37 protein-coding genes and 1 pseudogene are annotated in these 20531 nt (G+C 67.7%); 2 read left to right on the plus strand and 36 right to left on the minus strand.

Annotated features, from left to right (window positions below; genetic code table 11):
• Window positions 1-641: pseudogene (locus tag HNQ09_RS18285) on the plus strand (ATP-dependent zinc metalloprotease FtsH); the annotation flags it as partial.
• Window positions 642-671: 30 nt separating this feature from the next.
• On the opposite strand, the gene HNQ09_RS18290 reads toward HNQ09_RS18285, so the two are convergent.
• From HNQ09_RS18290 to HNQ09_RS18305, 4 genes are all read right to left on the minus strand, one after another.
• Window positions 672-1859 (minus strand): mechanosensitive ion channel family protein, encoded by a 1188-nt coding sequence (locus HNQ09_RS18290; RefSeq protein ID WP_184031971.1) that lies wholly within the window; start codon window positions 1857-1859, stop codon window positions 672-674.
• Between the two features lie 81 nt (window positions 1860-1940).
• On the minus strand, window positions 1941-2990 hold the full coding sequence (gene plsX, locus HNQ09_RS18295) for a phosphate acyltransferase PlsX (protein ID WP_184031972.1): 1050 nt from the start codon (window positions 2988-2990) through the stop codon (window positions 1941-1943).
• Window positions 2980-3576, minus strand: a complete 597-nt coding sequence (locus HNQ09_RS18300; RefSeq protein ID WP_184031973.1) for a LabA-like NYN domain-containing protein — start codon at window positions 3574-3576, stop codon at window positions 2980-2982. The genes plsX and HNQ09_RS18300 overlap by 11 nt, the downstream gene beginning before the upstream one ends.
• Before the next feature lie 84 nt (window positions 3577-3660).
• Window positions 3661-4032: a DUF309 domain-containing protein gene (locus HNQ09_RS18305; protein ID WP_184031975.1), complete on the minus strand. Its 372-nt coding sequence runs from the start codon at window positions 4030-4032 to the stop codon at window positions 3661-3663.
• A 110-nt stretch (window positions 4033-4142) separates the two neighbouring features.
• Between HNQ09_RS18305 and trxA the strand changes: the two genes are divergently transcribed.
• A complete protein-coding gene (gene trxA, locus HNQ09_RS18310; RefSeq protein ID WP_184031977.1) occupies window positions 4143-4481 on the plus strand; it encodes a thioredoxin in 339 nt (112 codons plus the stop codon).
• Between the two features lie 57 nt (window positions 4482-4538).
• Here the strand turns inward: trxA and HNQ09_RS18315 are convergent, their stop codons facing one another.
• The 32 genes from HNQ09_RS18315 to HNQ09_RS18470 all read right to left on the minus strand — a co-directional run.
• Window positions 4539-5111 (minus strand): RBBP9/YdeN family alpha/beta hydrolase, encoded by a 573-nt coding sequence (locus tag HNQ09_RS18315; RefSeq protein WP_184031979.1) that lies wholly within the window; start codon window positions 5109-5111, stop codon window positions 4539-4541.
• Window positions 5112-5190: 79 nt separating this feature from the next.
• Window positions 5191-5541 carry a 50S ribosomal protein L17 gene (gene rplQ / locus HNQ09_RS18320; protein WP_184031981.1) on the minus strand — a complete coding sequence of 117 codons (351 nt, stop codon included), beginning with the start codon at window positions 5539-5541 and terminating at the stop codon, window positions 5191-5193.
• A 55-nt stretch (window positions 5542-5596) separates the two neighbouring features.
• The gene (locus HNQ09_RS18325; RefSeq protein WP_184031983.1) at window positions 5597-6595 is read right to left on the minus strand and encodes a DNA-directed RNA polymerase subunit alpha; all 999 of its coding nucleotides are present in this window, start codon (window positions 6593-6595) and stop codon (window positions 5597-5599) included.
• Between the two features lie 14 nt (window positions 6596-6609).
• Window positions 6610-7230 carry a 30S ribosomal protein S4 gene (rpsD, locus tag HNQ09_RS18330; protein ID WP_184031989.1) on the minus strand — a complete coding sequence of 207 codons (621 nt, stop codon included), beginning with the start codon at window positions 7228-7230 and terminating at the stop codon, window positions 6610-6612.
• Between the two features lie 149 nt (window positions 7231-7379).
• Window positions 7380-7775 carry a 30S ribosomal protein S11 gene (rpsK, locus tag HNQ09_RS18335; RefSeq protein WP_184031990.1) on the minus strand — a complete coding sequence of 132 codons (396 nt, stop codon included), beginning with the start codon at window positions 7773-7775 and terminating at the stop codon, window positions 7380-7382.
• 3 nt (window positions 7776-7778) lie between these two features.
• On the minus strand, window positions 7779-8159 hold the full coding sequence (gene rpsM, locus HNQ09_RS18340; protein ID WP_184031991.1) for a 30S ribosomal protein S13: 381 nt from the start codon (window positions 8157-8159) through the stop codon (window positions 7779-7781).
• Entirely contained in the window at window positions 8159-8272 is a 114-nt protein-coding gene (gene rpmJ, locus HNQ09_RS18345) for a 50S ribosomal protein L36 (protein WP_019012075.1), read from the minus strand. The genes rpsM and rpmJ overlap by 1 nt, the downstream gene beginning before the upstream one ends.
• A gap of 121 nt (window positions 8273-8393) precedes the next feature.
• The gene (infA, locus tag HNQ09_RS18350) at window positions 8394-8636 is read right to left on the minus strand and encodes a translation initiation factor IF-1 (RefSeq protein WP_019588656.1); all 243 of its coding nucleotides are present in this window, start codon (window positions 8634-8636) and stop codon (window positions 8394-8396) included.
• 157 nt (window positions 8637-8793) lie between these two features.
• Window positions 8794-9387 (minus strand): adenylate kinase, encoded by a 594-nt coding sequence (locus HNQ09_RS18355; RefSeq protein WP_184031992.1) that lies wholly within the window; start codon window positions 9385-9387, stop codon window positions 8794-8796.
• A 165-nt stretch (window positions 9388-9552) separates the two neighbouring features.
• Entirely contained in the window at window positions 9553-10878 is a 1326-nt protein-coding gene (gene secY, locus HNQ09_RS18360; RefSeq protein WP_184031993.1) for a preprotein translocase subunit SecY, read from the minus strand.
• Between the two features lies 1 nt (window position 10879).
• On the minus strand, window positions 10880-11350 hold the full coding sequence (rplO, locus tag HNQ09_RS18365) for a 50S ribosomal protein L15 (RefSeq protein WP_184031994.1): 471 nt from the start codon (window positions 11348-11350) through the stop codon (window positions 10880-10882).
• A complete protein-coding gene (rpmD, locus tag HNQ09_RS18370; RefSeq protein WP_184032018.1) occupies window positions 11347-11514 on the minus strand; it encodes a 50S ribosomal protein L30 in 168 nt (55 codons plus the stop codon). The genes rplO and rpmD overlap by 4 nt, the downstream gene beginning before the upstream one ends.
• Window positions 11515-11525: 11 nt before the next feature.
• Window positions 11526-12110: a 30S ribosomal protein S5 gene (gene rpsE, locus HNQ09_RS18375; protein WP_184031995.1), complete on the minus strand. Its 585-nt coding sequence runs from the start codon at window positions 12108-12110 to the stop codon at window positions 11526-11528.
• Window positions 12100-12438, minus strand: a complete 339-nt coding sequence (rplR, locus tag HNQ09_RS18380; RefSeq protein ID WP_184031996.1) for a 50S ribosomal protein L18 — start codon at window positions 12436-12438, stop codon at window positions 12100-12102. Before rplR ends, rpsE begins: the two co-directional genes overlap by 11 nt.
• Window positions 12438-12995: a 50S ribosomal protein L6 gene (rplF, locus tag HNQ09_RS18385; protein ID WP_184031997.1), complete on the minus strand. Its 558-nt coding sequence runs from the start codon at window positions 12993-12995 to the stop codon at window positions 12438-12440. Before rplF ends, rplR begins: the two co-directional genes overlap by 1 nt.
• 103 nt (window positions 12996-13098) lie before the next feature.
• A complete protein-coding gene (rpsH, locus tag HNQ09_RS18390; protein ID WP_184031998.1) occupies window positions 13099-13500 on the minus strand; it encodes a 30S ribosomal protein S8 in 402 nt (133 codons plus the stop codon).
• A 244-nt stretch (window positions 13501-13744) separates the two neighbouring features.
• Window positions 13745-13930, minus strand: a complete 186-nt coding sequence (locus HNQ09_RS18395) for a type Z 30S ribosomal protein S14 (protein ID WP_184032000.1) — start codon at window positions 13928-13930, stop codon at window positions 13745-13747.
• A gap of 10 nt (window positions 13931-13940) precedes the next feature.
• Window positions 13941-14480 (minus strand): 50S ribosomal protein L5, encoded by a 540-nt coding sequence (gene rplE / locus HNQ09_RS18400; RefSeq protein ID WP_184032001.1) that lies wholly within the window; start codon window positions 14478-14480, stop codon window positions 13941-13943.
• A 62-nt stretch (window positions 14481-14542) separates the two neighbouring features.
• Window positions 14543-14890, minus strand: coding sequence for a 50S ribosomal protein L24 (gene rplX / locus HNQ09_RS18405; protein WP_221269966.1), 348 nt, complete (start codon window positions 14888-14890; stop codon window positions 14543-14545).
• Window positions 14890-15294: a 50S ribosomal protein L14 gene (gene rplN, locus HNQ09_RS18410; protein WP_012693995.1), complete on the minus strand. Its 405-nt coding sequence runs from the start codon at window positions 15292-15294 to the stop codon at window positions 14890-14892. Before rplN ends, rplX begins: the two co-directional genes overlap by 1 nt.
• Window positions 15291-15581 (minus strand): 30S ribosomal protein S17, encoded by a 291-nt coding sequence (rpsQ, locus tag HNQ09_RS18415; RefSeq protein ID WP_184032002.1) that lies wholly within the window; start codon window positions 15579-15581, stop codon window positions 15291-15293. The genes rplN and rpsQ overlap by 4 nt, the downstream gene beginning before the upstream one ends.
• Window positions 15578-15811: a 50S ribosomal protein L29 gene (rpmC, locus tag HNQ09_RS18420; protein ID WP_184032003.1), complete on the minus strand. Its 234-nt coding sequence runs from the start codon at window positions 15809-15811 to the stop codon at window positions 15578-15580. Before rpmC ends, rpsQ begins: the two co-directional genes overlap by 4 nt.
• Window positions 15798-16223 (minus strand): 50S ribosomal protein L16, encoded by a 426-nt coding sequence (gene rplP / locus HNQ09_RS18425; RefSeq protein WP_034356060.1) that lies wholly within the window; start codon window positions 16221-16223, stop codon window positions 15798-15800. The genes rpmC and rplP overlap by 14 nt, the downstream gene beginning before the upstream one ends.
• Window positions 16223-16972: a 30S ribosomal protein S3 gene (rpsC, locus tag HNQ09_RS18430; protein WP_184032004.1), complete on the minus strand. Its 750-nt coding sequence runs from the start codon at window positions 16970-16972 to the stop codon at window positions 16223-16225. Before rpsC ends, rplP begins: the two co-directional genes overlap by 1 nt.
• 4 nt (window positions 16973-16976) lie before the next feature.
• A complete protein-coding gene (gene rplV / locus HNQ09_RS18435; RefSeq protein WP_184032006.1) occupies window positions 16977-17393 on the minus strand; it encodes a 50S ribosomal protein L22 in 417 nt (138 codons plus the stop codon).
• On the minus strand, window positions 17390-17677 hold the full coding sequence (gene rpsS / locus HNQ09_RS18440) for a 30S ribosomal protein S19 (protein ID WP_184032008.1): 288 nt from the start codon (window positions 17675-17677) through the stop codon (window positions 17390-17392). Before rpsS ends, rplV begins: the two co-directional genes overlap by 4 nt.
• A gap of 16 nt (window positions 17678-17693) precedes the next feature.
• A complete protein-coding gene (gene rplB / locus HNQ09_RS18445; protein WP_184032010.1) occupies window positions 17694-18527 on the minus strand; it encodes a 50S ribosomal protein L2 in 834 nt (277 codons plus the stop codon).
• A 13-nt stretch (window positions 18528-18540) separates the two neighbouring features.
• On the minus strand, window positions 18541-18828 hold the full coding sequence (locus HNQ09_RS18450; RefSeq protein WP_184032012.1) for a 50S ribosomal protein L23: 288 nt from the start codon (window positions 18826-18828) through the stop codon (window positions 18541-18543).
• Complete coding sequence (rplD, locus tag HNQ09_RS18455) at window positions 18825-19445, minus strand: 50S ribosomal protein L4 (protein WP_184032014.1); 621 nt, start codon at window positions 19443-19445, stop codon at window positions 18825-18827. The genes HNQ09_RS18450 and rplD overlap by 4 nt, the downstream gene beginning before the upstream one ends.
• A gap of 1 nt (window position 19446) precedes the next feature.
• Window positions 19447-20067 carry a 50S ribosomal protein L3 gene (gene rplC / locus HNQ09_RS18460; RefSeq protein ID WP_184032016.1) on the minus strand — a complete coding sequence of 207 codons (621 nt, stop codon included), beginning with the start codon at window positions 20065-20067 and terminating at the stop codon, window positions 19447-19449.
• On the minus strand, window positions 20064-20387 hold the full coding sequence (rpsJ, locus tag HNQ09_RS18465; RefSeq protein WP_010886955.1) for a 30S ribosomal protein S10: 324 nt from the start codon (window positions 20385-20387) through the stop codon (window positions 20064-20066). Before rpsJ ends, rplC begins: the two co-directional genes overlap by 4 nt.
• 6 nt (window positions 20388-20393) lie before the next feature.
• The coding region (locus HNQ09_RS18470) for an EF-Tu C-terminal domain-related protein (RefSeq protein WP_484482067.1) at window positions 20394-20531 on the minus strand (138 nt) is incomplete at its 5' end.

Here is a 20531-nt window from a genome sequence, read left to right on the forward strand (position 1 = left end):
AACGAAGAAGCCTGGTGGTGCGGGAGGCCGACCGCAAGGTCACCGCCTACCACGAGGTCGGCCATGCGCTGGCCGCTCAACTCCTCCCCCATGCCAACCGGGTCGCCAAACTGACGGTGGTGCCGCGCGGCCGGGCGGCCGGGTTCATGATGCCCGATGCCGACGACCGGCTGCACGTCACCCGCCCGGCGCTGGAGGACATGATCGCCGTGGCGCTGGCGGGCCGCGCCGCCGAGGAGGTGGTCTACGGCGAGGTCACGACCGGGGCGCAAAACGACTTCCAGCAGGCGACCGGCCTCGCGCGGCGGATGGTCACCGAGTGGGGCATGTCCGGGCGCATCGGCAAGGTGGCGCTGGCGACCGACGAGGGCAATTTCCTGGGCGGGGGGCCGCAGGCACTCCCCATGAGCGAGGCGACCGCCTTCGCTGTGGACGAGGAGGTCAGCGCCCTGATGGACCGCGCCTACGCCCGGGTGCTGGCCCTGCTGGGCGAGCACCTCGGCCGCGTCCACGAGATCGTGGAGGTGCTGATGCGCCGCGAGACCCTCAGCGGCGACGAGTTCTCCACCCTGCTCGCCGGGGGCACCCTGGATGGCCCCCCCGGCGCAGCTGGCCCGGCGCCCGCTCCCCTGCCTGTCTGAGCGCGCGGCCTCCGCGTGGCGGGCCGGGCGTCAGGTCTGCTCGTCCTCGTCGGGGTCGCGCAGCAGGCTGGGCTTGACCGGCGCCTGGGTGCGGTTCTGGGTCTCGCGCGGATCGCGGACAGGGGCCGCCTCCTGGGTCAACCGGATCTCCAGCGGCGCGGCCCCGAAGTTCAGCGAGCGCTGCGGAAAGGGGATCTCGATTCCGGCCTGGTCCATCGCGATCTTGATGCGGCGGTTGAACTCACGCCCGACCGCGAACTGGCTCTTGGGCTGCACCTTGAACAGCGCCCGCAGGGTCACCCCATCGGGCGCGAGTTGGGTCACCCCCTGAATCTCGGGAGCTTCCAGAAAGTAGTGCGCCCAGGCGGGGTCGGCGTGCAGCTCGTTGCTGACCGCTTCCAGCACCCGCAGCGCATCGTTGATGTTGGCGGCGTAGGTCACGTCCACCGTGGCGACCACCCGCGACCAGTCCTTGCTGCTCACGCTGACGGTCTGAATCTGGCCGTTGGGCACGATATGGACGGTCCCGTCGAGCGCGCGCAGGGCGGTGGCGCGCAGGTTCAGGCGCTCCACGTTGCCGCTCAGCGGTCCGCTGTTCACCGTGATCACGTCGCCGACCCCGTACTGGTCTTCCAGCAGGATGAAAAAGCCGTTGAACACGTCCTTGATCAGGCTCTGCGCGCCGAAGCCCACCGCCAGGCCCAGCACCGAGACCCCAGCCAGCAGGCTGGTCGCATTTACCCCCAGCGTCTGGAGGCCCGCGATCAGGCTGATGATGACCACCACGACCTTGAGGGTGCTTTCCACCACGCCCTTGAGGGTCTGCACCCGCACGCTGCGGCGGTTGAACTCCTCGCCCGCCACGATGCGCTCGCTGAGGCTGCCGATCAGGTTCCAGGCGATCAGGGCCAGGGCCACCGTCACCAGCACCTGCCCGGCACTGTTGCGAAAGCCCTGCACGAGGTCTTGCCCCACCTCGAACAAGACCGGCACACTGGGCAGGTACGCGACGTGCGTGGCGACCGACAGCCAGCAAAACGCCACCACCAGCAGCCACAGCCACTTCAGCCCGGTCAGCAGCGCGGGACGGACATACGGCTCCAGCGCGCGCAGCAGCATCCCGCCGAAGCGGTACAGCGCGTAGGCGATCAGGAGGGTCAGCGCCAGGCCCAGCCACACCTGCGGCTTTTGCAGTTGAAACGTCAGTTCGTCCAGCATCCGCTCAGCCTCTCATGAGGCGATGAAGAAGGCCAGCCTGCCCCGGCTGCCGGGAAGCGGGCGGGCGGCGCGGGGGGAAGCTCAGGCGGGTGCGGGCGCCAGCGCCGCTTCCAGCCGCTCGATCAGATCGGCCTCGTGGGCGCGCGAGGCCCGCAGCAGGGCGTTCTTGACGGCGCGGGCGTCGGCGCTGCCGTGGCCGATAAACGCCAGGCCGCGCACGCCGATCAAAATGCTCGCCCCGTAGGTGCTGGGGTCCATCCGCTCGGCCAGGCCGCGCAGCGCGGGGCGCACCAGCAAGCCGCCGAGTTTGGTCTTGAGGCTGCCTCCCAGCGCGTCGCGCACCCACCCGAACAGGACCTTGGCCTCGCCTTCCGCGAGCTTGAGCACCACGTTGCCGGTAAAGCCGTCGGTGACCACGATATCGGTGGTGCCCTGGAAGATGTCGCGGCCCTCCACGTTGCCGTGGAAGTGGATGCCGTGGCCGTCTTGCGCCCGCAGCAGCGCGTGGGCGTCGAGCACCAGCTGGCTGCCCTTGTGGTCCTCCTCACCGATGGAGAGCAGGCCTACCGTGGGATCGGCCTGCCCTTCCACGACCCGCAGGTACACCGTGGCGAGGCGCGCCCACTGCGCGAGGTAGGCGGGTTTCACGTCCGCGTTGGCACCCACGTCGAGCAGGGTCACGAAGCCCTTTTTGCTGGGCAGGTGCGTCAGGATCGCGGGGCGGTCCACACCCCGGACCCGGCCCAACGTGAGCAGCGCCGAGGCCATGGTGGCGCCGCTGTGGCCCATGCTGACGGCGGCGGCGGCCCGGCCCTCCTTCACCAGCCGGGTGCAGACGTTGATGCTCGCGCCCGTGCGGCCCCGCACGTCGCTGGCGTGCTCGGTCATGCCGATCAGGTCGGGGGCGTCCACCACCGTCAGCGGCAGGCTGGCGCTTCCGGCGTGCTTGCCGAGTTCGGCGTGTAGGGCCACGCGGGGCCCGACGAGCAGCACCGGCACCCCCGCGCGGGCCGCCTGCACGGCGCCCTCGACGTTGGGGGCGGCGCCGTGGTCCCCACCGACCGCGTCGAGCGCGATGGGCAGCGGCGGACGCGGGGTCCGGGCGGCGGAGGCGGGCGGCTCAGCGCTCATCGGCGTCCGTCAGGGGCACGCTCACGTAGTACGGGCGGCTCTCGCTGCCCCGGCCCTCGCCCCGCCCCTCGCTGGGCAGGCGGTAGCCGGGCCGCTCGACCTGCTCGCGAATGCTGGCGAGGTCCACGTAGCTGTCGGCCGCGTTGCGCAGCTCGTAGCTCGTCATCTCGGGAATGCTCGCCACCACCACCCGCTTGCCGCGCGCCCGCAACACCTCCACCGGACGCTCGAAGTCGCCGTCGCCGGTGAGCAGCACGGCGGTGTCGAAGCGCTCCGCCGTGGTCAGCAGATCGGTCACGATCTCGATGTCGAGGCTGGCGCGGCGGTGGGTGTCGCCGTGCTCGTCGGTGCTCTCGCGCAGCGGGCGGGTGCGCACGGTGTAGCCCATGTAGGTCAGCGCGTCGATAAAGCGCTTTTGCTTGTCGTCCACCTGGGCAGGCACCGCCGTGTAATAAAAGGCGTTGTGCAGGGCGCCGTAGGCCGCGAAGTGTTCCAGGATCTTGCGGTGGTCGAAGTTCCACCCCAGCCGCTTGGCCGCCGCGTACACGTTGGCCCCGTCAATAAAAAGTGCGATGCGTTCTGTCATGGGAATCTGCCTTTCCGGGCGGGTCATGGCTGGCTCCCGGCGCCATCGCCAGCTTCTTCAGGATAAGGGGCGCGGGCGCGGGCCTCAATCCACCCCGGTGGCTCCCTGTCCCGGAGGCGGTGCAGAGGCGTGCGGCGTGATCTGAGGGCGCAGCGCCGGGTCATGCAGCGCCTCCCACACCTCGGCGCGCAGCCGCCGCAGGTCTACCCCGGCGTACTCGGGCGGCAGGCGGTCGAGGTAGCGCCCGGCCTTCTCGAAGTTGCGGTGGGTCAGGCTGCCGTGGTGCCAGCGCTTGTGCAGGGCCGCCGCAAGCAGGATCAGGGCCTGAAGAAAGTGCCGCTCCTCGCCGCTGGCGCGCTGCCAGGGACCCTCCCAGGCCTCGTGCGCCTCCCACCACTCGCCCCTGCCAAACAGCCGCGCTCCGGCCCGCAGCGCCTCCCCGAAGTTCTCCGGCATGGCGGCAGGCTAGCGCGCGGGCGGCGAGCGCGGCAGCGGAATGAAGGGCGAGTTAGCCTCCCTCCATCTCTCCCATATCCACCCGGCGCCTGTGGGCGTAGACTCCGGGAATGAAGCCTGTGGAACTCACGGACAGCAACTTCCAGACCGAGACGGGCCAGGGTCTCACGCTGGTGGACTTCTGGGCGCCCTGGTGCGGTCCCTGCCGCATCATCGCCCCGGTCATCGAGGAACTCGCCGGGCAGTACGAGGGCCGGGTCAAGGTCGCCAAGCTCAACGTGGACGACAACCCCGCCGTCTCCGGCCAGTACCGCGTGATGAGCATCCCCACCATGATCCTGTTCAAGGACGGCCAGCCGGTCGAAGGCATGGTCGGTGCCCAGCCCAAGCGCGCTTTCGAGGCGCTGCTCGACAAGTACGCCCAGCCTGCGGCCGCCGTCAGCAACTGATCCCCGTTTCGTCACCGCAGGGCTGCCCCCGGAACAGGGGGCGGCCTGCTTTGCGGCTCAGAAGCGCGTGACCCCTGGCGGTGTCCAGGCGTGCAGCGCTTCCGAGAGCAGGACTTCTCCCTCCTCCCACTCGCCGTGGCCGCTCGCCACGTTGAGGTGCCCCGCTTCCCCCGCCGTGACGAACTCGGCCTCCCAGGCGTCCGCGAACGCCTGCGCCCGCTCGGAGCGGACGTAGGGGTCGTTCTCGCTGGCGACGACCAGCGCCGGAAAGGGCAGCGGGGCAAGCGGCACCGGAGCCAGGGCCAGAACGGCGGGCGCGAGGTCGGCCATGTCCGCCTGCCCGGCGTCGGTGGGGCTGACCAGGAGGGCGCCCCGCACCCGCCCGTGCCCGCCGAACAGCCGCGCCCAGTGCACGATGGTCAGCACCCCGCAGGAATGCCCGACCAGCACGAGGTCGCCGGGTGTCGCCTCGATGACCTCGTGAAGCCGCGCCGCCCAGGCCTGCGGGGTGGGCGCCTCGGGGTCGTCCTGCTGGACGCGGGCGGCCCCGAACTTCTCGGTCCAGAGCGTCTGCCAGTGCCCCGGCCCGCTGTCGCCCAGGCCGGGCACGATGACGAGGGTGGGGGTCATGCGGGGAAGCTATCAGTTTTCCGGCAGGCGCCAAAAGAACAACCCCGCCGAAGCGGGGCTGGACCAACCCGGTCTGGGATCAGACGAGTTCGATCAGGGCCATCGTGACGCCGTCGCCGCGGCGGGTGCCCACACGCAGGATGCGGGTGTAGCCACCCTGGCGGTCGGCGTACTTGGGCGCGACCTCGTCCATCACCTTGCGGACCACGGCGATGTCGTGGATGTCGCGGGCGACGAGGCGGCGGGCGTGCAGGTCCCCACCCTTGGCGGTGGTGATCAGCTTCTCGACGTAGGGGCGCAGCTCCTTGGCCTTCGTGAGGGTCGTCTGGATGCGGCCCTCGCGCAGCAGGGCAGTCGCCTGGGCACGGGCCAGGGCGACGCGGGCGCTGCTGTTGCGGTTGAGCTTGCGACCGGCTTTACCGTGACGCATGGGATTCTCCTTGGGGGGCACAGGCGCGGGCGAGTCTCTGGCCCGCGCGCTGGAATTAGTCTCTTAACGCCAGCCCGAACTGCGCGAGCTGCTGCTTGATCTCGTCGAGGCTGCGCTCGCCGATCCCGGGGACCTTTTTCAGGTCACGGTCGGAAAGAGCGCACAGGGCGTCCACGGAGTCGATGCCTTCCTCCTTGAGGGAGTGCAGCACGCGGGTCGTGAGGCCCAGACCTTCCAGCGTCACGCGGGGCGTGTCGTGGTCGGCGGGGTACGGCTGGGGGTTGATGCTGAGTTCCGGCTGGCGGGGCAGCTCGTAGCCGCTCGCGGCGGGCGCGGCGGGCGTGTACACCGGCTGCGGCACCTCGGGGGCGGCGGCGGGCAGCGTCTCCACGTTGCCGAAGACCGTCAGCTCGTCGCGCAGGATGTCCACGGCCGCGTCCAGCGTTTCCTGGGGGCCGACGCTGCCGTCGGTCCAGACCCGCAGGATCAGGCGGTCGAGGTCGGTCTGCTGGCCCACGCGGGTGTTTTCCACGTGATAGGCCACCCGGCGCACCGGGGAGAACACCGCGTCCACCGGGATCGAGTTGATGCGGTCTTTGGTGGAGTGCTTGTCGGCCGGAACGTAGCCCTCGCCTTCCTCGACGCGCACCTCCATCACCAGCTTGCCGTCCTCGGCCAGCGTGGCGATGGTGAGGTCGGGGTTGACGATCTCGGCGTCGCTGGGCACCTCGAAGGCGCTCGCCTTGACCACGCCCTCGCCCTGCGCGCGCAGGGTCAGCGTCTTGGGGCCGGGCGCGTGAAACTTCACCACGAGTTCCTTGAGGTTCAGGATCAGGCGGATCACGTCTTCCTTGACGCCCGGAATGGTGGAAAACTCGTGCAGGACATCCTCGATGTACACGCTCGTCACGGCCGTGCCGGGGATCGAGGACATCAGGATGCGCCGGATGGGGTTCCCGATGGTGACGCCGTAGCCGCGCGTGAGCGGTTCGAGCACGAACTCGCCGTAATCACCGTCGACGCGGGCTTTGAGTTGAGGGCGCTTTTGATCCACTGGGGCCTCCCTGATTAGCGCGAGTAGTACTCGATGATGAAGTTCTCGTTGATCGGCAGCGCCAGGTCCTCGCGCGCGGGCAGACGCGAGAAGGTGCCGCTAAAGGTCTCGGGGTTCAGCTCGATCCAGGGGCTGGTGCGGCGGCGCTTTTGCGCCTCCATGTTCTCCTGGATAAAGCCCATCGAGCGGCTCTTCTCGGACACGCTGATCTCGTCCCCGATCTTGACCCGGTAAGACGCGATGTCCACTTTCTTGCCGTTCACCAGCACGTGCCCGTGGCCGACAAACTGCCGGGCCTGACGGCGGGTGCTGGCAAAGCCCATGCGAAACACGACGTTGTCCAGGCGGCGCTCCAGCAGCTGCAAGAACACCGTGCCGGTCACGCCGGGCACGCTCGCCGCTTCCTCAAAGAGGTTGCGGAACTGCCTTTCGCCCATGCCGTACAGGCGGGCGAGCTTCTGCTTTTCCCGCAGGCGCACGCTGTAGTCGCTGGGGCGACCACGGCCACGGCGCTGGCCGTGCTGGCCGGGCGCGTAGGGGCGCTTGTCGAGGTACTTCTGGACTTTTTCAGTCTCCGCGAGGTTGATGCCTTCGCGGCGGCTGAGCTTGGTAATGGAACCACGGAAACGACCCATGTTTAATTCTCCTTGCGGTGCCCGTCACAGCCGGGTCACCGGGTCTGCTGCCCTCTGGTGCCCGCCTCCTCGCCGGTGGTGCGGCTGTTGCCCGCGCGCGGAGCACGGAGGCAGCGGAAGCGGGACAGGTGGGCAGCGGCGCTCGCGCGTTATGCGCGGTGCTTTTTCTTGGGACGGCAGCCGTTGTGGGGCACGGGGCTGTCGTCCATGATCGACTTGACTTCGATGCCCGAAGCCTGGATCGCGCGAATCGCCTGCTCACGGCCCGAACCGGTGCCGCGCACGACCACGTCCACGACGTTCATGCCAAAGGTCTGCTGGGCCTTTTTCACAGCGTCGGCAGCGGCGAGCTGGGCCGCGTAGGGCGTGCCCTTCTTGCTGCCTTTGTAGCCGATGGTGCCGCCCGAGGACCACGCGACGGAGTTGCCGTCGAGGTCGGTGATGGTCACGATGGTGTTGTTGTAGCTCGCGTGGACGTACGCGCGGCCCGCGCTGATGTTGCGCCGGGCGCGGCGGGGGGTCTTGCCCTTGGTGGTTTTCGCCATGGCTTACTTCCTCGCCGCCTTCTTCTTGCCTGCGACGGTCTTGCGCGGTCCCTTGCGGGTGCGGGCGTTGGTCTTGGTGCGTTGGCCCCGGACCGGCAGGCCGCGGCGGTGGCGCAGGCCACGGTACGCGCCGATGTCCATCAGCCGCTTGATGTTCTGTCCGACCTCGCTGCGCAGGTCACCCTCGACCTTGAAGGTCCGCTCGATGACGTCACGCAGGGAAGACTGCTCGGCCTCGCTGAGGTTCTTCACGCGGGTGTCGGGGTTGATCCCGGTCTGCGCGAGCACTTCCTTGGAGCGGGTCAGGCCGATGCCGTAGATGTAGGTCAGGCCAATCTCGACGCGCTTCTCGCGCGGAAGGTCGACGCCAGCAATGCGCGCCATTAGCCTTGCCTCTGCTTGTGCTTGACGTTGGTGCAGATAACCAGCACGCGCCCGTGGCGGCGGATCACCTTGCAGTTGTCGCACATCTTCTTGACACTGCTGCGAACTTTCATGCTTCCTCCTCGCAGCCGCCTCACGTCACGGTCCATCGTGACCATGCGCTCAGCAGCGCTCGACCCCCCTGACCTTCTCAGGCCTTTGCCGGGGAATCTGTTGGGTACTTCGGCCCGCAGGTTACTTGCGGTAGACGATGCGCCCGCGCGACGTGTCGTACGGACTGATCTCCAGAACCACACGGTCTCCGGGCAGAATGCGGATGTAGTGAATGCGCATCTTGCCGCTGATGTACGCCAGAATGTCGTGCCCGGTGTCGAGTTTCACGCGGAACGTGGTGTTGGGCAGCGCCTCTTCGACCACGCCCTCGGCCCGCACGGTATCGGACTCTTCCTTCTTACGCTTTTCCCGCTGTTCCGGCATTTTTCGTCTTGCCACGCAACCTCCAGGCTTGATACAAGCCAAAGGAAAAGCTAGCACGGAGGCGCGTGGCGGGGCAAGGGGCCAAGGCGGCTTTCGCGCCCGCCTCACCCCAGGGGTTCGTCTCTCCCGCCCGGCGCCCGTTTGGGCGGCCAGGCCCTCAGCGCAGCGTCTGGAGAACGCGGTTGTAGACCTCGTCCATGCTGCCGACCCCGTCCAGGGAACGCAGGTGACCGCGGGCGCTGTAGTAGTCGATCAAAGGCTGGGTCTGCTCGCGGTAGACCTGCTGGCGCTCGCGGGCGACCGCCTCGGTGTCGTCGGCGCGGGGGGTCTGTCCGGCAGAGGCAGCCTGGCGGCCCCGGTCCACGATGCGCTGCACCAGCAGCTCGTCGGGGACCTCCAGCAGCGGCACGGCGCTGACCGGAACGCCCAGTTCCTCCAGCAGCATGTCCAGGGCCTGCGCCTGAGCCAGCGTGCGCGGGAAGCCGTCGAAAATCACCCGCACCGGTTCCATCCCGGCCAGGCGGTCGCGGATCAGCGCGATCAGGATCTCGTCGGGCACGAGTTGCCCCGCGTCGAGAATGGGCTTGACCTGACGCCCGAGGTCGGTGCCGCGCGAGACGTGGTCGCGCAGGATGTCTCCGGTGCTGATCTTGGTGAGCTGGTGCTCGCGCGCGAGGCGCTCGGCCTGGGTTCCTTTGCCCGCTCCGGGAGGCCCCAGGAAAATCACGACCTTGTGTTTGGGTTGAGTCATCGTTCCTCCTGATCTCCGGTTGTACAGCATAGGCGGCGGGGGACCGCGCGGGCCGCCCTCAGGCTGGACAGCGGCCCTGTTCCCTGCGGGGTAACGCAGGCGCCCACACGCCCAGCAAAACGCCGCCGCCTACTGAGAAGCAGGCGGCGGATGAAGCGGAAAAACTCAGTTGTTCAGGCGTCCGCGAATGCGGCCCTTGCTGATAAAGCCGTCGTAACGGCGCACCGTCAGTTGCGCCTCCAGCTGCTTGAGGGTCTCCAGCGCCACCCCCACGATGATCAGCAGGCCGGTGCCGCTGAACTGGAAGGTCGTGATCCCCGTCACGCGCTGCACGATCTGCGGCACGACCGTCAGGATCACCAGGAAGATCGCGCCCCACAGGCTCAGGCGGCTGCTGATGCCGCCCAGGTACTCGGCGGTGGCGGTGCCCGGACGCACGCCCGGAATAAAGCCGCCCGCCTCGCGCAGCTGCTCACTGATGCGCTTGGGATCGAACTGCACGCTGTTGTACAGGTACGTGAACCCGAAGATCAAGAGAGCTTCCAGCGCGATGTACCAGGGACTCCCGAAGGTCAGGTAGGTCTGGATAAAAGCGTTGACCGCAGGCGCCCGCTCAGCGGTGGCGCTGCCGATCAGGTTGGGCAAGATCAGCATGGCCGAGGCGAAAATCACCGGAATCACGCCCGCCTGGTTGACCTTGATGGGCAGCCAGGTGGCCTGGCCTCCCAGGTTGCGCGCCGCGCCGCCGGGCGCTCCGCCCCGGGCACGGGCGTAGGTGACGGGAACACGGCGCTCGCCCTGGTAGACATACACGATCCCGGCGATGGTCACCAGAATCACGGCAATGAAGGCCACGATTTGCAGCAGCGACACCTGATCGGTGCGGAACAGCTCGCCGGTCGCCGCGATCTCGCGGGGGTAGTTGGCGATGATGCCCGCCGTGATGATCAGGCTGATGCCGTTGCCGACGCCCACCTCGGTGATGCGCTCACCGATCCACATGGTAAAGGCGATGCCCGCCACCTGGGTCAGCACCATCACCAGCGTGGTAAAGAGGCCGGGGTCCCAGCCCACCGCGATAAACGTGGGGTTGCTGGTGATGTACAGCGAGAAGAACAGTGCCTGCGCCGCCCCGAGGCCGATGGCCGCGTAACGGGTGTACTGGTTGATCTTCTTGCGGCCCTCCTCGCCCTCCTTGCTGAGCTTTTCCAGCGCGGGAACGGTGGTGGTGAGCAGCTGAATGACGATGCTGGCCGTGATGTACGGCAGCACCCCGAGCGCGAAAATCGAGAACTGCGAAAGATTGCCGCCCGAGATCAGGCTGATCAACCCGAAAAGGCCACCCGAGGTGGCCTCTGCGAGCGCTGCGGTGTTTACGCCGGGCGTCGGGATGGTGCTTCCGAGACGGTACACGGCGAGCAGCAGCAGGGTGAAGACAATCTTCCGGCGCAGATCTAGGATGCGGAACGCGTCGCGGAAGGCGCGCAGCATGTTAGCCCGCCTGCTCGGTCGACGCGGCCTCGCTGTCGTTCTGGGGCAGGACGACCCGGCCACCGGCCGCTTCGATGGCCTGCACCGCCGAGGCGCTCGCTGCGTCCACGTGCAGCGTCACGGCGCGGCTGATCTCGCCGCGGCCCAGCAGCTTGACCGGGCGGTTCTTGCGGCGCACCAGGCCCGCGAGTTCCAGCGCCGCGCGGTCGAAGGTTTCGCCCTCGAGGTCCGCGAGCTGCGAGAGGTTGATGACCTCGTAGGTCGTGCCGACGTTGTTGAAGCCGCGCTTGGGCAGCCTGGAGATCAGCGTGCTGCCGCCGCCGCCGAAAAACGAGCCTTTGCCCGCGCCGCTGCGCGACTTCTGGCCCTTGTGCCCGCGCCCGGCGGTCTTGTCGGTGCCGCCGGGACCACGCCCGACGCGCTTGCGGCTCTTGCGGCTGCCAGGAGCGGGAGTGAGTTCGTGAAGCTTCACGCTTCCACCTCCAGGAGGTGCTGCACGGTCTTGATCATGCCGCGCGTGGCGGGCGTGTCGTTGACCTCACGGCTGTCGCCGATCTTCCGGAGACCCAGCGCCCGGACCGTCTGCACCTGGTTCTGGGGACGGCCGATCACGCTGCGCTTGAGGGTGACTTTGATGGTGGACGTGGTCACAGGGCACCTCCCGCCTGGGCCGCACCGGCCTCGGTGGTCGCGGAGACGGCACCCGCCGCCGCCACACGGGGCTGCTGGGTCTGCACGTCGGTGCCGCGCATGGCCCGGACCTGCTTGGCGGTGCGCAGGTTTTTCAGGCCGTCGAACACCGCGTAGGCCACGTTGACCTTGTTGCGGCTGCCGAGTTCCTTGGAGAGCAGGTTGGTGATCCCCGCCAGTTCCGCGATCGAGCGCGGCACAGTGCCCGCGATCACGCCGGTACCGGGACCTGCGGGCTTGAGCAGCACGCGGCTGGTGCTGTTCTCCCCGACGATGTCGTGGGGGATGGTGCCGTTCTCGACCGGCACCGAGATCATGTTCTTGCGCGCGATGGCCTTGGCCTTCTCGATGGCGACCGGCACTTCCTTGGCCTTGCCGATGCCCATGCCGACGCGGCCATTGCGGTCACCCAGAATCACGAGCGCGGCAAAGCGGAAACGGCGACCACCCTGGTAGGTCTTGGACGTGCGGTTGACAAACAGCATCTTCTCTTCGAATTCGCTGGTCTCGCGCTCGCGGTCATTGCGACGGTTAAAAGTCAAGGCCACCCTCCCGCGCCGCATCTGCGAGCGCTTTTACGCGGCCGTGGTAGCGGTACTGACCACGGTCGAAGACGACCTGCTTGACGCCCTTGGCGGCAGCGGCCTCGGCGAGCGCCCGGCCCACGGCGGCGGCCGTGTCGGTCTTGGTGCCCGTCTTGACGGCGCCGCTGCTCGCGGCGGCCAGCGTGGTGCCGGAAGCGTCGTCAATGATCTGGGCGTAGATGTGCTTGCTGGAGCGGAACACGCTGAGGCGCGGGCGCTCTCCGGCGGCGACGCGCACCTTGCGGCGGGCGCGCAGCTTGCGGCGGACGGCAGTCTGGTTCGCCATTACTTCTTCCCTTTCCCGCCGGTGGCACCGGCCTTACCGGCCTTGAGGGCGATCTGCTCGCCCAGGAAGCGCACGCCTTTGCCGTGGTAGGCGTCGGGCTTGCGGACCTTGCGAACATTCGCGGCCACCTGGCCGACGAGCTGCTTGTCGATGCCGCTGACATCTATCTTGGTGGGTTCCGGCACGGCGAACGTCACGCCTGCGGGCGGCTCGATGATGACCGGATGGCTGTAACCGATGGTCATTTCCAGGCTCTTGCCGCTCAGCTTGGCGCGGTAGCCGACGCCGCGCAGTTCGAGGTTGATGGTGAAGCCGTCGCTGACACCCTTGACGGCATTGGCGACCAGCGAGCGGGTCAGGCCGTGCAGCGCGCGGTGCTCCTGGCGGTCGCTGGGACGGGTCACCAGGAGCGTGCCGTTCTCGTTGGTGATGTTCAGGGCCGGGTTGTAGGGCACGGTCAGTTCGCCGCGGGGTCCCTTGGCCGTGAACACGCCGCCCTCGGCACTCACGGTGACGCCGCTGGGGACGGGGATGGGTTGTTTACCGATACGGGACATGACTGTCCTCCTTCATTCCTTAAATTCGAGGGCCGCGGCAGCCGCCGGGCATTCGAGGTCAGGGGGGTGGCTCAGGCGCCGATACAGCTTAGGCCTGAGGCCTTTACCAGAGCACGCAGACGACTTCGCCGCCGACGCCCTGCTTGCGGGCTTCCCGGTCAGGCAGCAGGCCCTTGGAGGTCGAGACGACCGCCAGGCCCAGGCCGCGCTGGATACGGGGCAGGTTCTCGGCACTCACGTAAGCGCGGCGGCCGGGGCGGCTGATGCGCTCGATGTGCTTGATGACCTGCTCACGCTTTTGCCCGTACTTGAGGGTCACGCGCAGCACGTCGAACTTCTGCCCTTCGGGGCGGGTACGCTCGACCGAGGCGACGTAGCCTTCTTGCACCAGCAGCCGCGCGAGTTCTTCCTTGAACTTGGAAGCCGGGATGTCGACGCTCTCTTTGTAGGTGCGCGTCGCGTTGCGAATGCGCGTGAGCATATCGGCGATGGGATCACTCAGCATGGTTCTCCTCCGGGGGCGTGCGGCAAGGGAGGCCCAGAGGCCCCGGCGGGGGGCACGCCACCTGTCTGACGGCGTGCCGGGTCTTCCCAAAGAACGCGCTCCTGCGAGCACAGACGCTTCTTCTGTTGGGCTTGCATTCCCTGGCCCGGACGATCACCCCTCAAGGTGCCTGGAGCGCGTGGCCCGCAGGCGAGCGGTTCGTATCCGGGAGGGCCTGGATGACGGAGAGCGGCGGAGAAAAAGCCTACCAGCTGGCTTTTTTGACGCCGGGCAGCTCGCCACGGTGGGCCAGCTCGCGCAGGCAGATGCGGCACATGCCGAAGAAACGGTAGTAGCCGCGCGCACGGCCGCAGCGCGAGCAGCGGTTGTAGTTCTGCACGGCGAACTTCATGCCGCGCTCCGCCTTGACAACTTTCGAGGTATTCGCCATTAACCTGTCCTTATTTGCGGAACGGGAGACCCATCGCCTGGAGCAGCGCGCGGGCTTCCTCGTCGGTCTTCGCGGTGGTCACGATGGTGATGTCCATGCCGCGCACCTTGTCGACCATATCATAGGTGATCTCCGGAAAGATCAGCTGCTCTTTGATGCCGAGGTTGTAGTTGCCGCGGCCGTCAAAGGCGTTGGGGTTGATGCCGCGGAAGTCGCGGATGCGCGGCAGGCCGATGTTGATCAGCTTTTCCAGGAACACGTACATGCGCTCGTTGCGCAGCGTGACCTTGATGCCGACCGGCATGCCCTGCCGGAGCTTGAAGTTGGAGATGCTCTTCTTGGCCTTGGTGACGATGGGCTTTTGCAGGGTGATCAGCGCGAGTTCGCGGGCGGCCTTGTCGATCGCCTTGCTGTCTTCCTTGGCGGACCCCAGCCCCTCGTTGATCACGATCTTCTCGATACGCGGCACGGCCATCACGGAGGAGTAGCCGAACTGCTGCATCAGCGCGGGGCGGACCTGCTCGTTGTACTTCGTCTTCAGGGTCTGCATGTGGCCTCTCTTCGGGCGGGCTTCGTCGCCCGGGATCACGCGCGGGGGGCGTGGCCCTGCTGTCAGTCGATGACTTTGCCGCTCTTCACGGCGACGCGGACCTTCTTGCCGTCCACGAGCTGTTTACGCACGCGGGTGGCCTTGCCGGTCTCGGGGTCGACGATGGCGACCTTGCTGGCATGCAGCGCACCTTCGCGCTGCTCGATGCCGCCCTGCGGGTTACCTGCGCTGGGCTTGACGTGCTTGGTGACCAGGTTCACGCCCTCGACGACGACCTTGGCGTCACGCGGCAGCGCGAGCAGGACCTTGCCGGTCGCGCCCCGGTGCTTGCCGCGCAGCACGACGACGGTGTCGCCCTTCTTGACGTGCAGCTTGTCGTTGTGGTGGCTTCCGGCGCTGGGACGGGGCATTACAGCACCTCCGGGGCCAGGGAGACGATCTTCATGAAGCGGCGGTCGCGCAGTTCGCGGGCGACCGGCCCGAAGACGCGGGTGCCGCGAGGCTCGCCCTGGTTGTTGATGATGACGGCGGCGTTCTTGTCGAAGCGGATGGTGCTCCCGTCGGCACGCTTGATCGCGTGCGAGGTGCGCACGACCACGGCCTTGACCACGTCACCGGCCTTGACCGCGCCGCGCGGGGCCGCGTCCTTGACCGAGGCGACGATGATGTCGCCCACGTGGGCATAGCGCTTGTTGCCGCCGCCGCCGGTCGTCAGGCCCTTGCCGCCGATGCCGCTGTTGAGCACGCGGATGCACATGATCTCGCGCGCGCCGCTGTTGTCCGCCACATCGAGGCGGGACTGGGGCATGATCATGCTTCGCCTCCGGCGGGTTCGGTCTCGACCGCCGTGGTCTCGATGCCGCGGGGGCGCTCGACCAGGCGGGTGACCTTCCAGGTCTTCGTCTTGCTGATCGGGCGCACGGCGAGAATCTCGACGCGGTCACCGATACGGTACTCGTTGGTCTCGTCGTGGGCCGCGTACTTCTTGCTGCGGGTCACGATCTTGCCGTACAGCGGATGCATGAAGCGGCGCTCGACCTTGACGCTCACCGTCTTGTCGGCCTTGTCGCTCACCACGACGCCGGTAAAGGTCTTTTTCATTGGCTCTCTCCTGCGGCGGCCTGGGCCTGGCTCACACGTGCAGCGCGGCCCTGCTCACCACGGATGGTGTTGAGCTGCGCGACTTCCCGCCGCAGCTGCTTGACGCGGTGCGGCTGGGCCAGCTGGCCCATCGCGGCCTGGAACCGCAGCTCCATCAGTTCCTTCTTGCGCGCGTCGATCTCGCGGTCGAAATCGGCGGCGCCCAGATTGCGCATGTCACTGGGCTTCATCGTAGACCTCGCGCTTGACCATCTTGGTCTGAATCGGCAGCTTGTGGCCCGCCAGGCGGAAGGCTTCCTTGGCCTGTTCCTCAGTGACGCCCGAGACCTCGAACATCACGCGGCCCGGCTTCACGACGCTGACCCAGTACTCCACGGCGCCCTTGCCCTTACCCATTCGGGTTTCGGCGGGCTTCTTGGTGACGGGCTTGTCGGGGAAGATGCGGATGTAGATCTTGCCGCCGCGGCGGAAGTGACGGCTCATCACGATGCGGCAGGCCTCGATCTGGTTGGAGCGGATCCAGGCGGGTTCCAGCGCGATCAGGCCGTAGTCGCCGAACGCGACGTAATCGCCGCCCTTGGCGTCGCCGGTCATGCGGCCACGGAACTGCTTGCGGTACTTGGTGCGCTTCGGAAGAAGCATCACTCACCTCCGGGACGGCGCCGCGCGGTGGGGCGGCGGCGGTTGGGACGGTCGCCGCCTTCGGGGCGGGCGTTGCGGTCGTCGCGGCGCGGCGGGCGGGCCAGCGTCTCGGTCTTGCCGCCGATAACCTCGCCGTTGAACACCATCACCTTGATGCCCAGGATGCCGTAGGTCGTGCGGGCCAGCGCGGTGCCGTAGTCGATGTCGGCGCGCAGGGTGTGCAGCGGCACGCGGCCCTCGAGGACCTTCTCGGTGCGGGCCTGCTCGGCGCCGCCGAGGCGACCCGAGAGGATGATACGCACGCCACGGGCGCCCGACTCCATCACGCGCTGCGCGGCCTGCTTCATCGCGCGGCGGAAGGCAAAGCGGCGCTCGATCTGCTCGGCGATCCGCAGAGCCACCAGGGGGGCGCTGATGTTGGGGTTGGGGATCTCCGCGACGTTCACGGCCACCGTGCCCGCGCTGACGAGGCGTTCGATGTCGCCGCGCAGCTGCTTGATGCTCTCGCCGCCCTTGCCGATCACGATGCCGGGCTTGGCCGCCGAGATGATCACGTTGACCTGCTGGCCCGCGCGCTCAATCTCGATGCGGGCGATACCGGCCGCCGCGAGCTTCTTGTTGACCAGCTTGCGAATCTTCTCGTCTTCCTTGAGAAGGCCCGCGTACTGCTTCTTGCCCGCGTACCAGCGGCTGTTCCAGCCCTTGGTGATGCCCAGGCGGAAGCCGTTCGGGTTGATCTTGTTGCCCATAGCGTTAGCGTCCCTTCGCGGCGCGCTCGCCCACGATGATGGTGATGTGGCTGGTGCGCTTCTTGATGATGTTGGCGCTGCCGCGCGCCCGGGGAATCAGACGCTTGAGGGTCGGCCCGGCGTCCACGTAGGCCGCCGTGATGACCAGGCGGTCTTCGAGCATCTCGTCGTTGTTCACGGCGTTGCTCTTGGCGCTCTTGAGCACCTTGGCGACCGGCTCGGAGGCGCTCTTGGGAATGAAGCGCAGCAGGTCCTCGGCCTCCGCGACGCTCTTGCCGCGAATCACGTCGACGACCAGGCGCACCTTGCGCGGGCTCATGCGCACGTACTTGGCGACCGCGTAGCCGGGACGGCGCAGCTTCTGCTGCTGCTTGCGCTGCTTCTTGTTGCGGAAAGTCTGCTCGGTGGCGGGAGCGGTCATTTCTTCTTGCTCCCCTTGGCGTTCTTGTCCGCGCCGTGTCCACGGTAGGACCGGGTCGGGGAGAACTCGCCGAGCTTGTGACCGATCATCTGCTCGTTGACAAACACCGGGATGTGCTGCTTGCCGTTGTGGACGGCGATGGTGTGGCCGATCATCTCGGGCACCACCGTCGAGCGGCGACTCCAGGTCTTGATGACGCGCTTGTCCTTGCGCTCGTTCTGGGTGTCCACCTTTTTCAGGAGGTGGTCGTCCACGAACGGCCCTTTCTTGAGGCTACGGGGCATGTCTCTCCTCCCCTCCTTACTTCCCGCCGCGGCGGGTCACGATGAAGCGGTCGCTGATCTTGCGCTTCTTGCGGGTCTTGAGACCCTTGGCGAGCTGGCCCCAGGGGCTGACCGGCTGACGGCCCGCGCCGGTCCGGCCCTCACCACCGCCGTGCGGGTGGTCGACCGGGTTCATCGCGCTGCCGCGCTGGTGCGGCTTGTGGCCCAGCCAGCGGCTGCGTCCGGCCTTGCCGAGAACCACGTTCTTGTGCTCGGCGTTACCGACGGTGCCCAGCGTCGCGTAGCACTCGCTGTGGACCCGGCGGATCTCGCCGCTGGGCAGACGCAGCAGCACGTAGTCGCTCTCCTTGCCCTGCACCTGGATGGAGGTTCCGGCACTGCGGGCCAGCTGCGCACCCTTGCCGGGCACGAGTTCCACGGCGTGGACCACCGCGCCGACCGGCACGAAACGCAGCGGCAGGGCGTTGCCCAGCTTGGGTTCGGCCTCGGGACCCGCGTTCACGGTCGCGCCCACGGTCAGGCCCTCGGGGGCCAGCACGTAGCGCTTCTCGCCGTCGGCGTAGTGCAGCAGGGCGATGCGGGCGCTGCGGTTGGGGTCGTACTCGATGGCGGCGACCTTCGCGGGCACGTTCGCCTTGTCGCGGCGCTTGAAGTCGATGACGCGGTAAAGGCGCTTGTGCCCACCGCCGATAAAGCGGCTGGTGATGCGGCCCCGGTTGTTGCGGCCGCCGGTCTTGGGCAGGGCCTCGGTGAGCGCCTTCTCGGGGCGCTTTTTGGTCAGGCCCGAGAAGTCAGCGGTCGTCATCTGACGGCGGCTGGGGGTGTACGGACGGTACTTCTTGACAGCCATGTCTCAAATCTCCTTAGGCCAGGGCCTCGAGGGCCTCGATCTTCTGACCGTCCGCGAGACGCACGATGGCTTTTTTGCGGTCCGCCCGGTGGCCGATGAACTTGCCCACGCGCTTGCGCTTGCCCGTCACGTTCATGGTGCTGATGCCCACCACGGTCACGCCGAACGCCTGCTGCACGGCCGCCTTGATCTCGGTCTTGGTGGCCTTGGGGCTGACCCAGAACGAGTACACGCCGCGTTCCATGCCCGCGTAGGCCTTCTCGCTGATCACGGGCTGCTTGATGATGTCGTAGTAGCTCACTGCGCTGCTCCTTCGGACACAGCCTCGTCCTGAGCAGGCTCCAGCGCGACCGCGTCGATCACCAGGCGCTCGTGACGCAGGATGTCGTAGGCGTTCAGGCCCGCGACCGGCATCACGGTGGCCCAGGGGACGTTGCGCGCGGCGCGGCGGGTCTGCTCGTCGTCGGTGACGATCAAGACGCGCTCGGAGCCGTCCAGGCCGTTTTGCCCGGCCCAGTTGATAAAGCCCTTGGTCTTGCCGTCGAGGTCGAAGCCGTCCACCGCGAGCAGCTTGCCGGTCTCCTGGCGGTCGGCCAGGGCCATCGCCAGGCCGAGCTGACGCACCTTGCGGGGCAGGGTGTAGCTGTAGCTGCGGGGCTTGGGGCCGAAGGCGACGCCGCCACCCACGAAGGTGGGCACGCCCCGGTCACCGTGACGGGCGTTGCCGGTGCCCTTCTGGCTGTACATCTTGTGGCCCGACTTGCTGACCTGGGCGCGCGTCTTGGTGCTGGCAGTGCCGCGGCGGCGACCGGCCAGCTGCCAGGTCACGACCTCGTGCAGCACGTGCGGGTTGACTTCGGGCAGGTCCAGCTCGATCGAGCGGCCACCCCGGGTCCCGATGACGTTGATCTGCGCCATCTTACTTGCCTCCCTTGGCGGCCTGGCGCAGCACCACGAGACCGCCGTTGGCCCCGGGCACGGCGCCCTTGACCAGGATCAGGTTCTCGTCCGCGCGCACCTCGACCACTTCGAGGTTCTGCACGGTGATGCGGTCCATGCCCATGTGTCCGGCCATCTTCTTGCCCTTGTACACGCGGCCGGGCGTCTTGCGCTGACCGATGGAGCCGGGGCGGCGGTGCCACTTCTTGGAGCCGTGGCTCGCGGGACCACCCGCGAAGTTCCAGCGCTTCATGACGCCCTGAAAGCCCTTGCCCTTGCTGGTGCCGGTCGCGTCGATCTTCTCGCCCTCGGCGAAGATGTCCACGCTGACGGTGTCACCCTCGGGCGAGAAGCCGCGGAACTCGCGCAGGAAGCGCACGGGGCTGACGCCCGCCTTCTTGAAGTGGCCCATCGCGGGCCGGTTCACGCGCTTCTCGCTCTTGGGCGCGAAGCCGATCTGCACGGCCTCGTAGCCGTCGGTGAGCGTGGTCTTGCGCTGCACGACGGGGCACGGACCCGCCAGCACGACCGTCACGGGAATGGCGCGGTCGCCCTTCCAGATCTGGGTCATGCCGATCTTGGTGCCGAGGATGCCCTTCATGCGCGGCCTCCCACCGTCTTGATCTCGATGTCCACGCCGGTCGGCAGGTCGAGGGTCATCAGACTGTCGATCGTCTTCTTGGTGGGGTTCATGATGTCCACCAGACGGTTGTGGGTGCGGATTTCGAAGTGCTCACGGCTGTCTTTGTACTTGAACGGCGAGCGCAGCACGGTAAAGCGGCGGATGCGGGTGGGGAGCGGCACCGGACCGCTCACGTCCGCCCCGGTGCGCCGGACCGTGTCCACGATCTTGCTCGCGGACTGGTCCAGCGCCTTGTGGTCAAAGCCACGCAGTTTGATACGGATTTTCGGGGCAACCATGTTTGTTTACTCCAGGACCTTGGTAACGACGCCGGCGCCGACGGTGCGTCCACCCTCGCGGATGGCGAAGCGCAGGCCTTCTTCCATGGCGATGGGCTTGATCAGGTCCACCGTGAAGGTCACGTTGTCCCCGGGCATCACCAT

This window comes from Deinococcus budaensis (assembly GCF_014201885.1).
In the GTDB taxonomy this organism is placed as follows: Bacteria; Deinococcota; Deinococci; order Deinococcales; family Deinococcaceae; genus Deinococcus; species Deinococcus budaensis.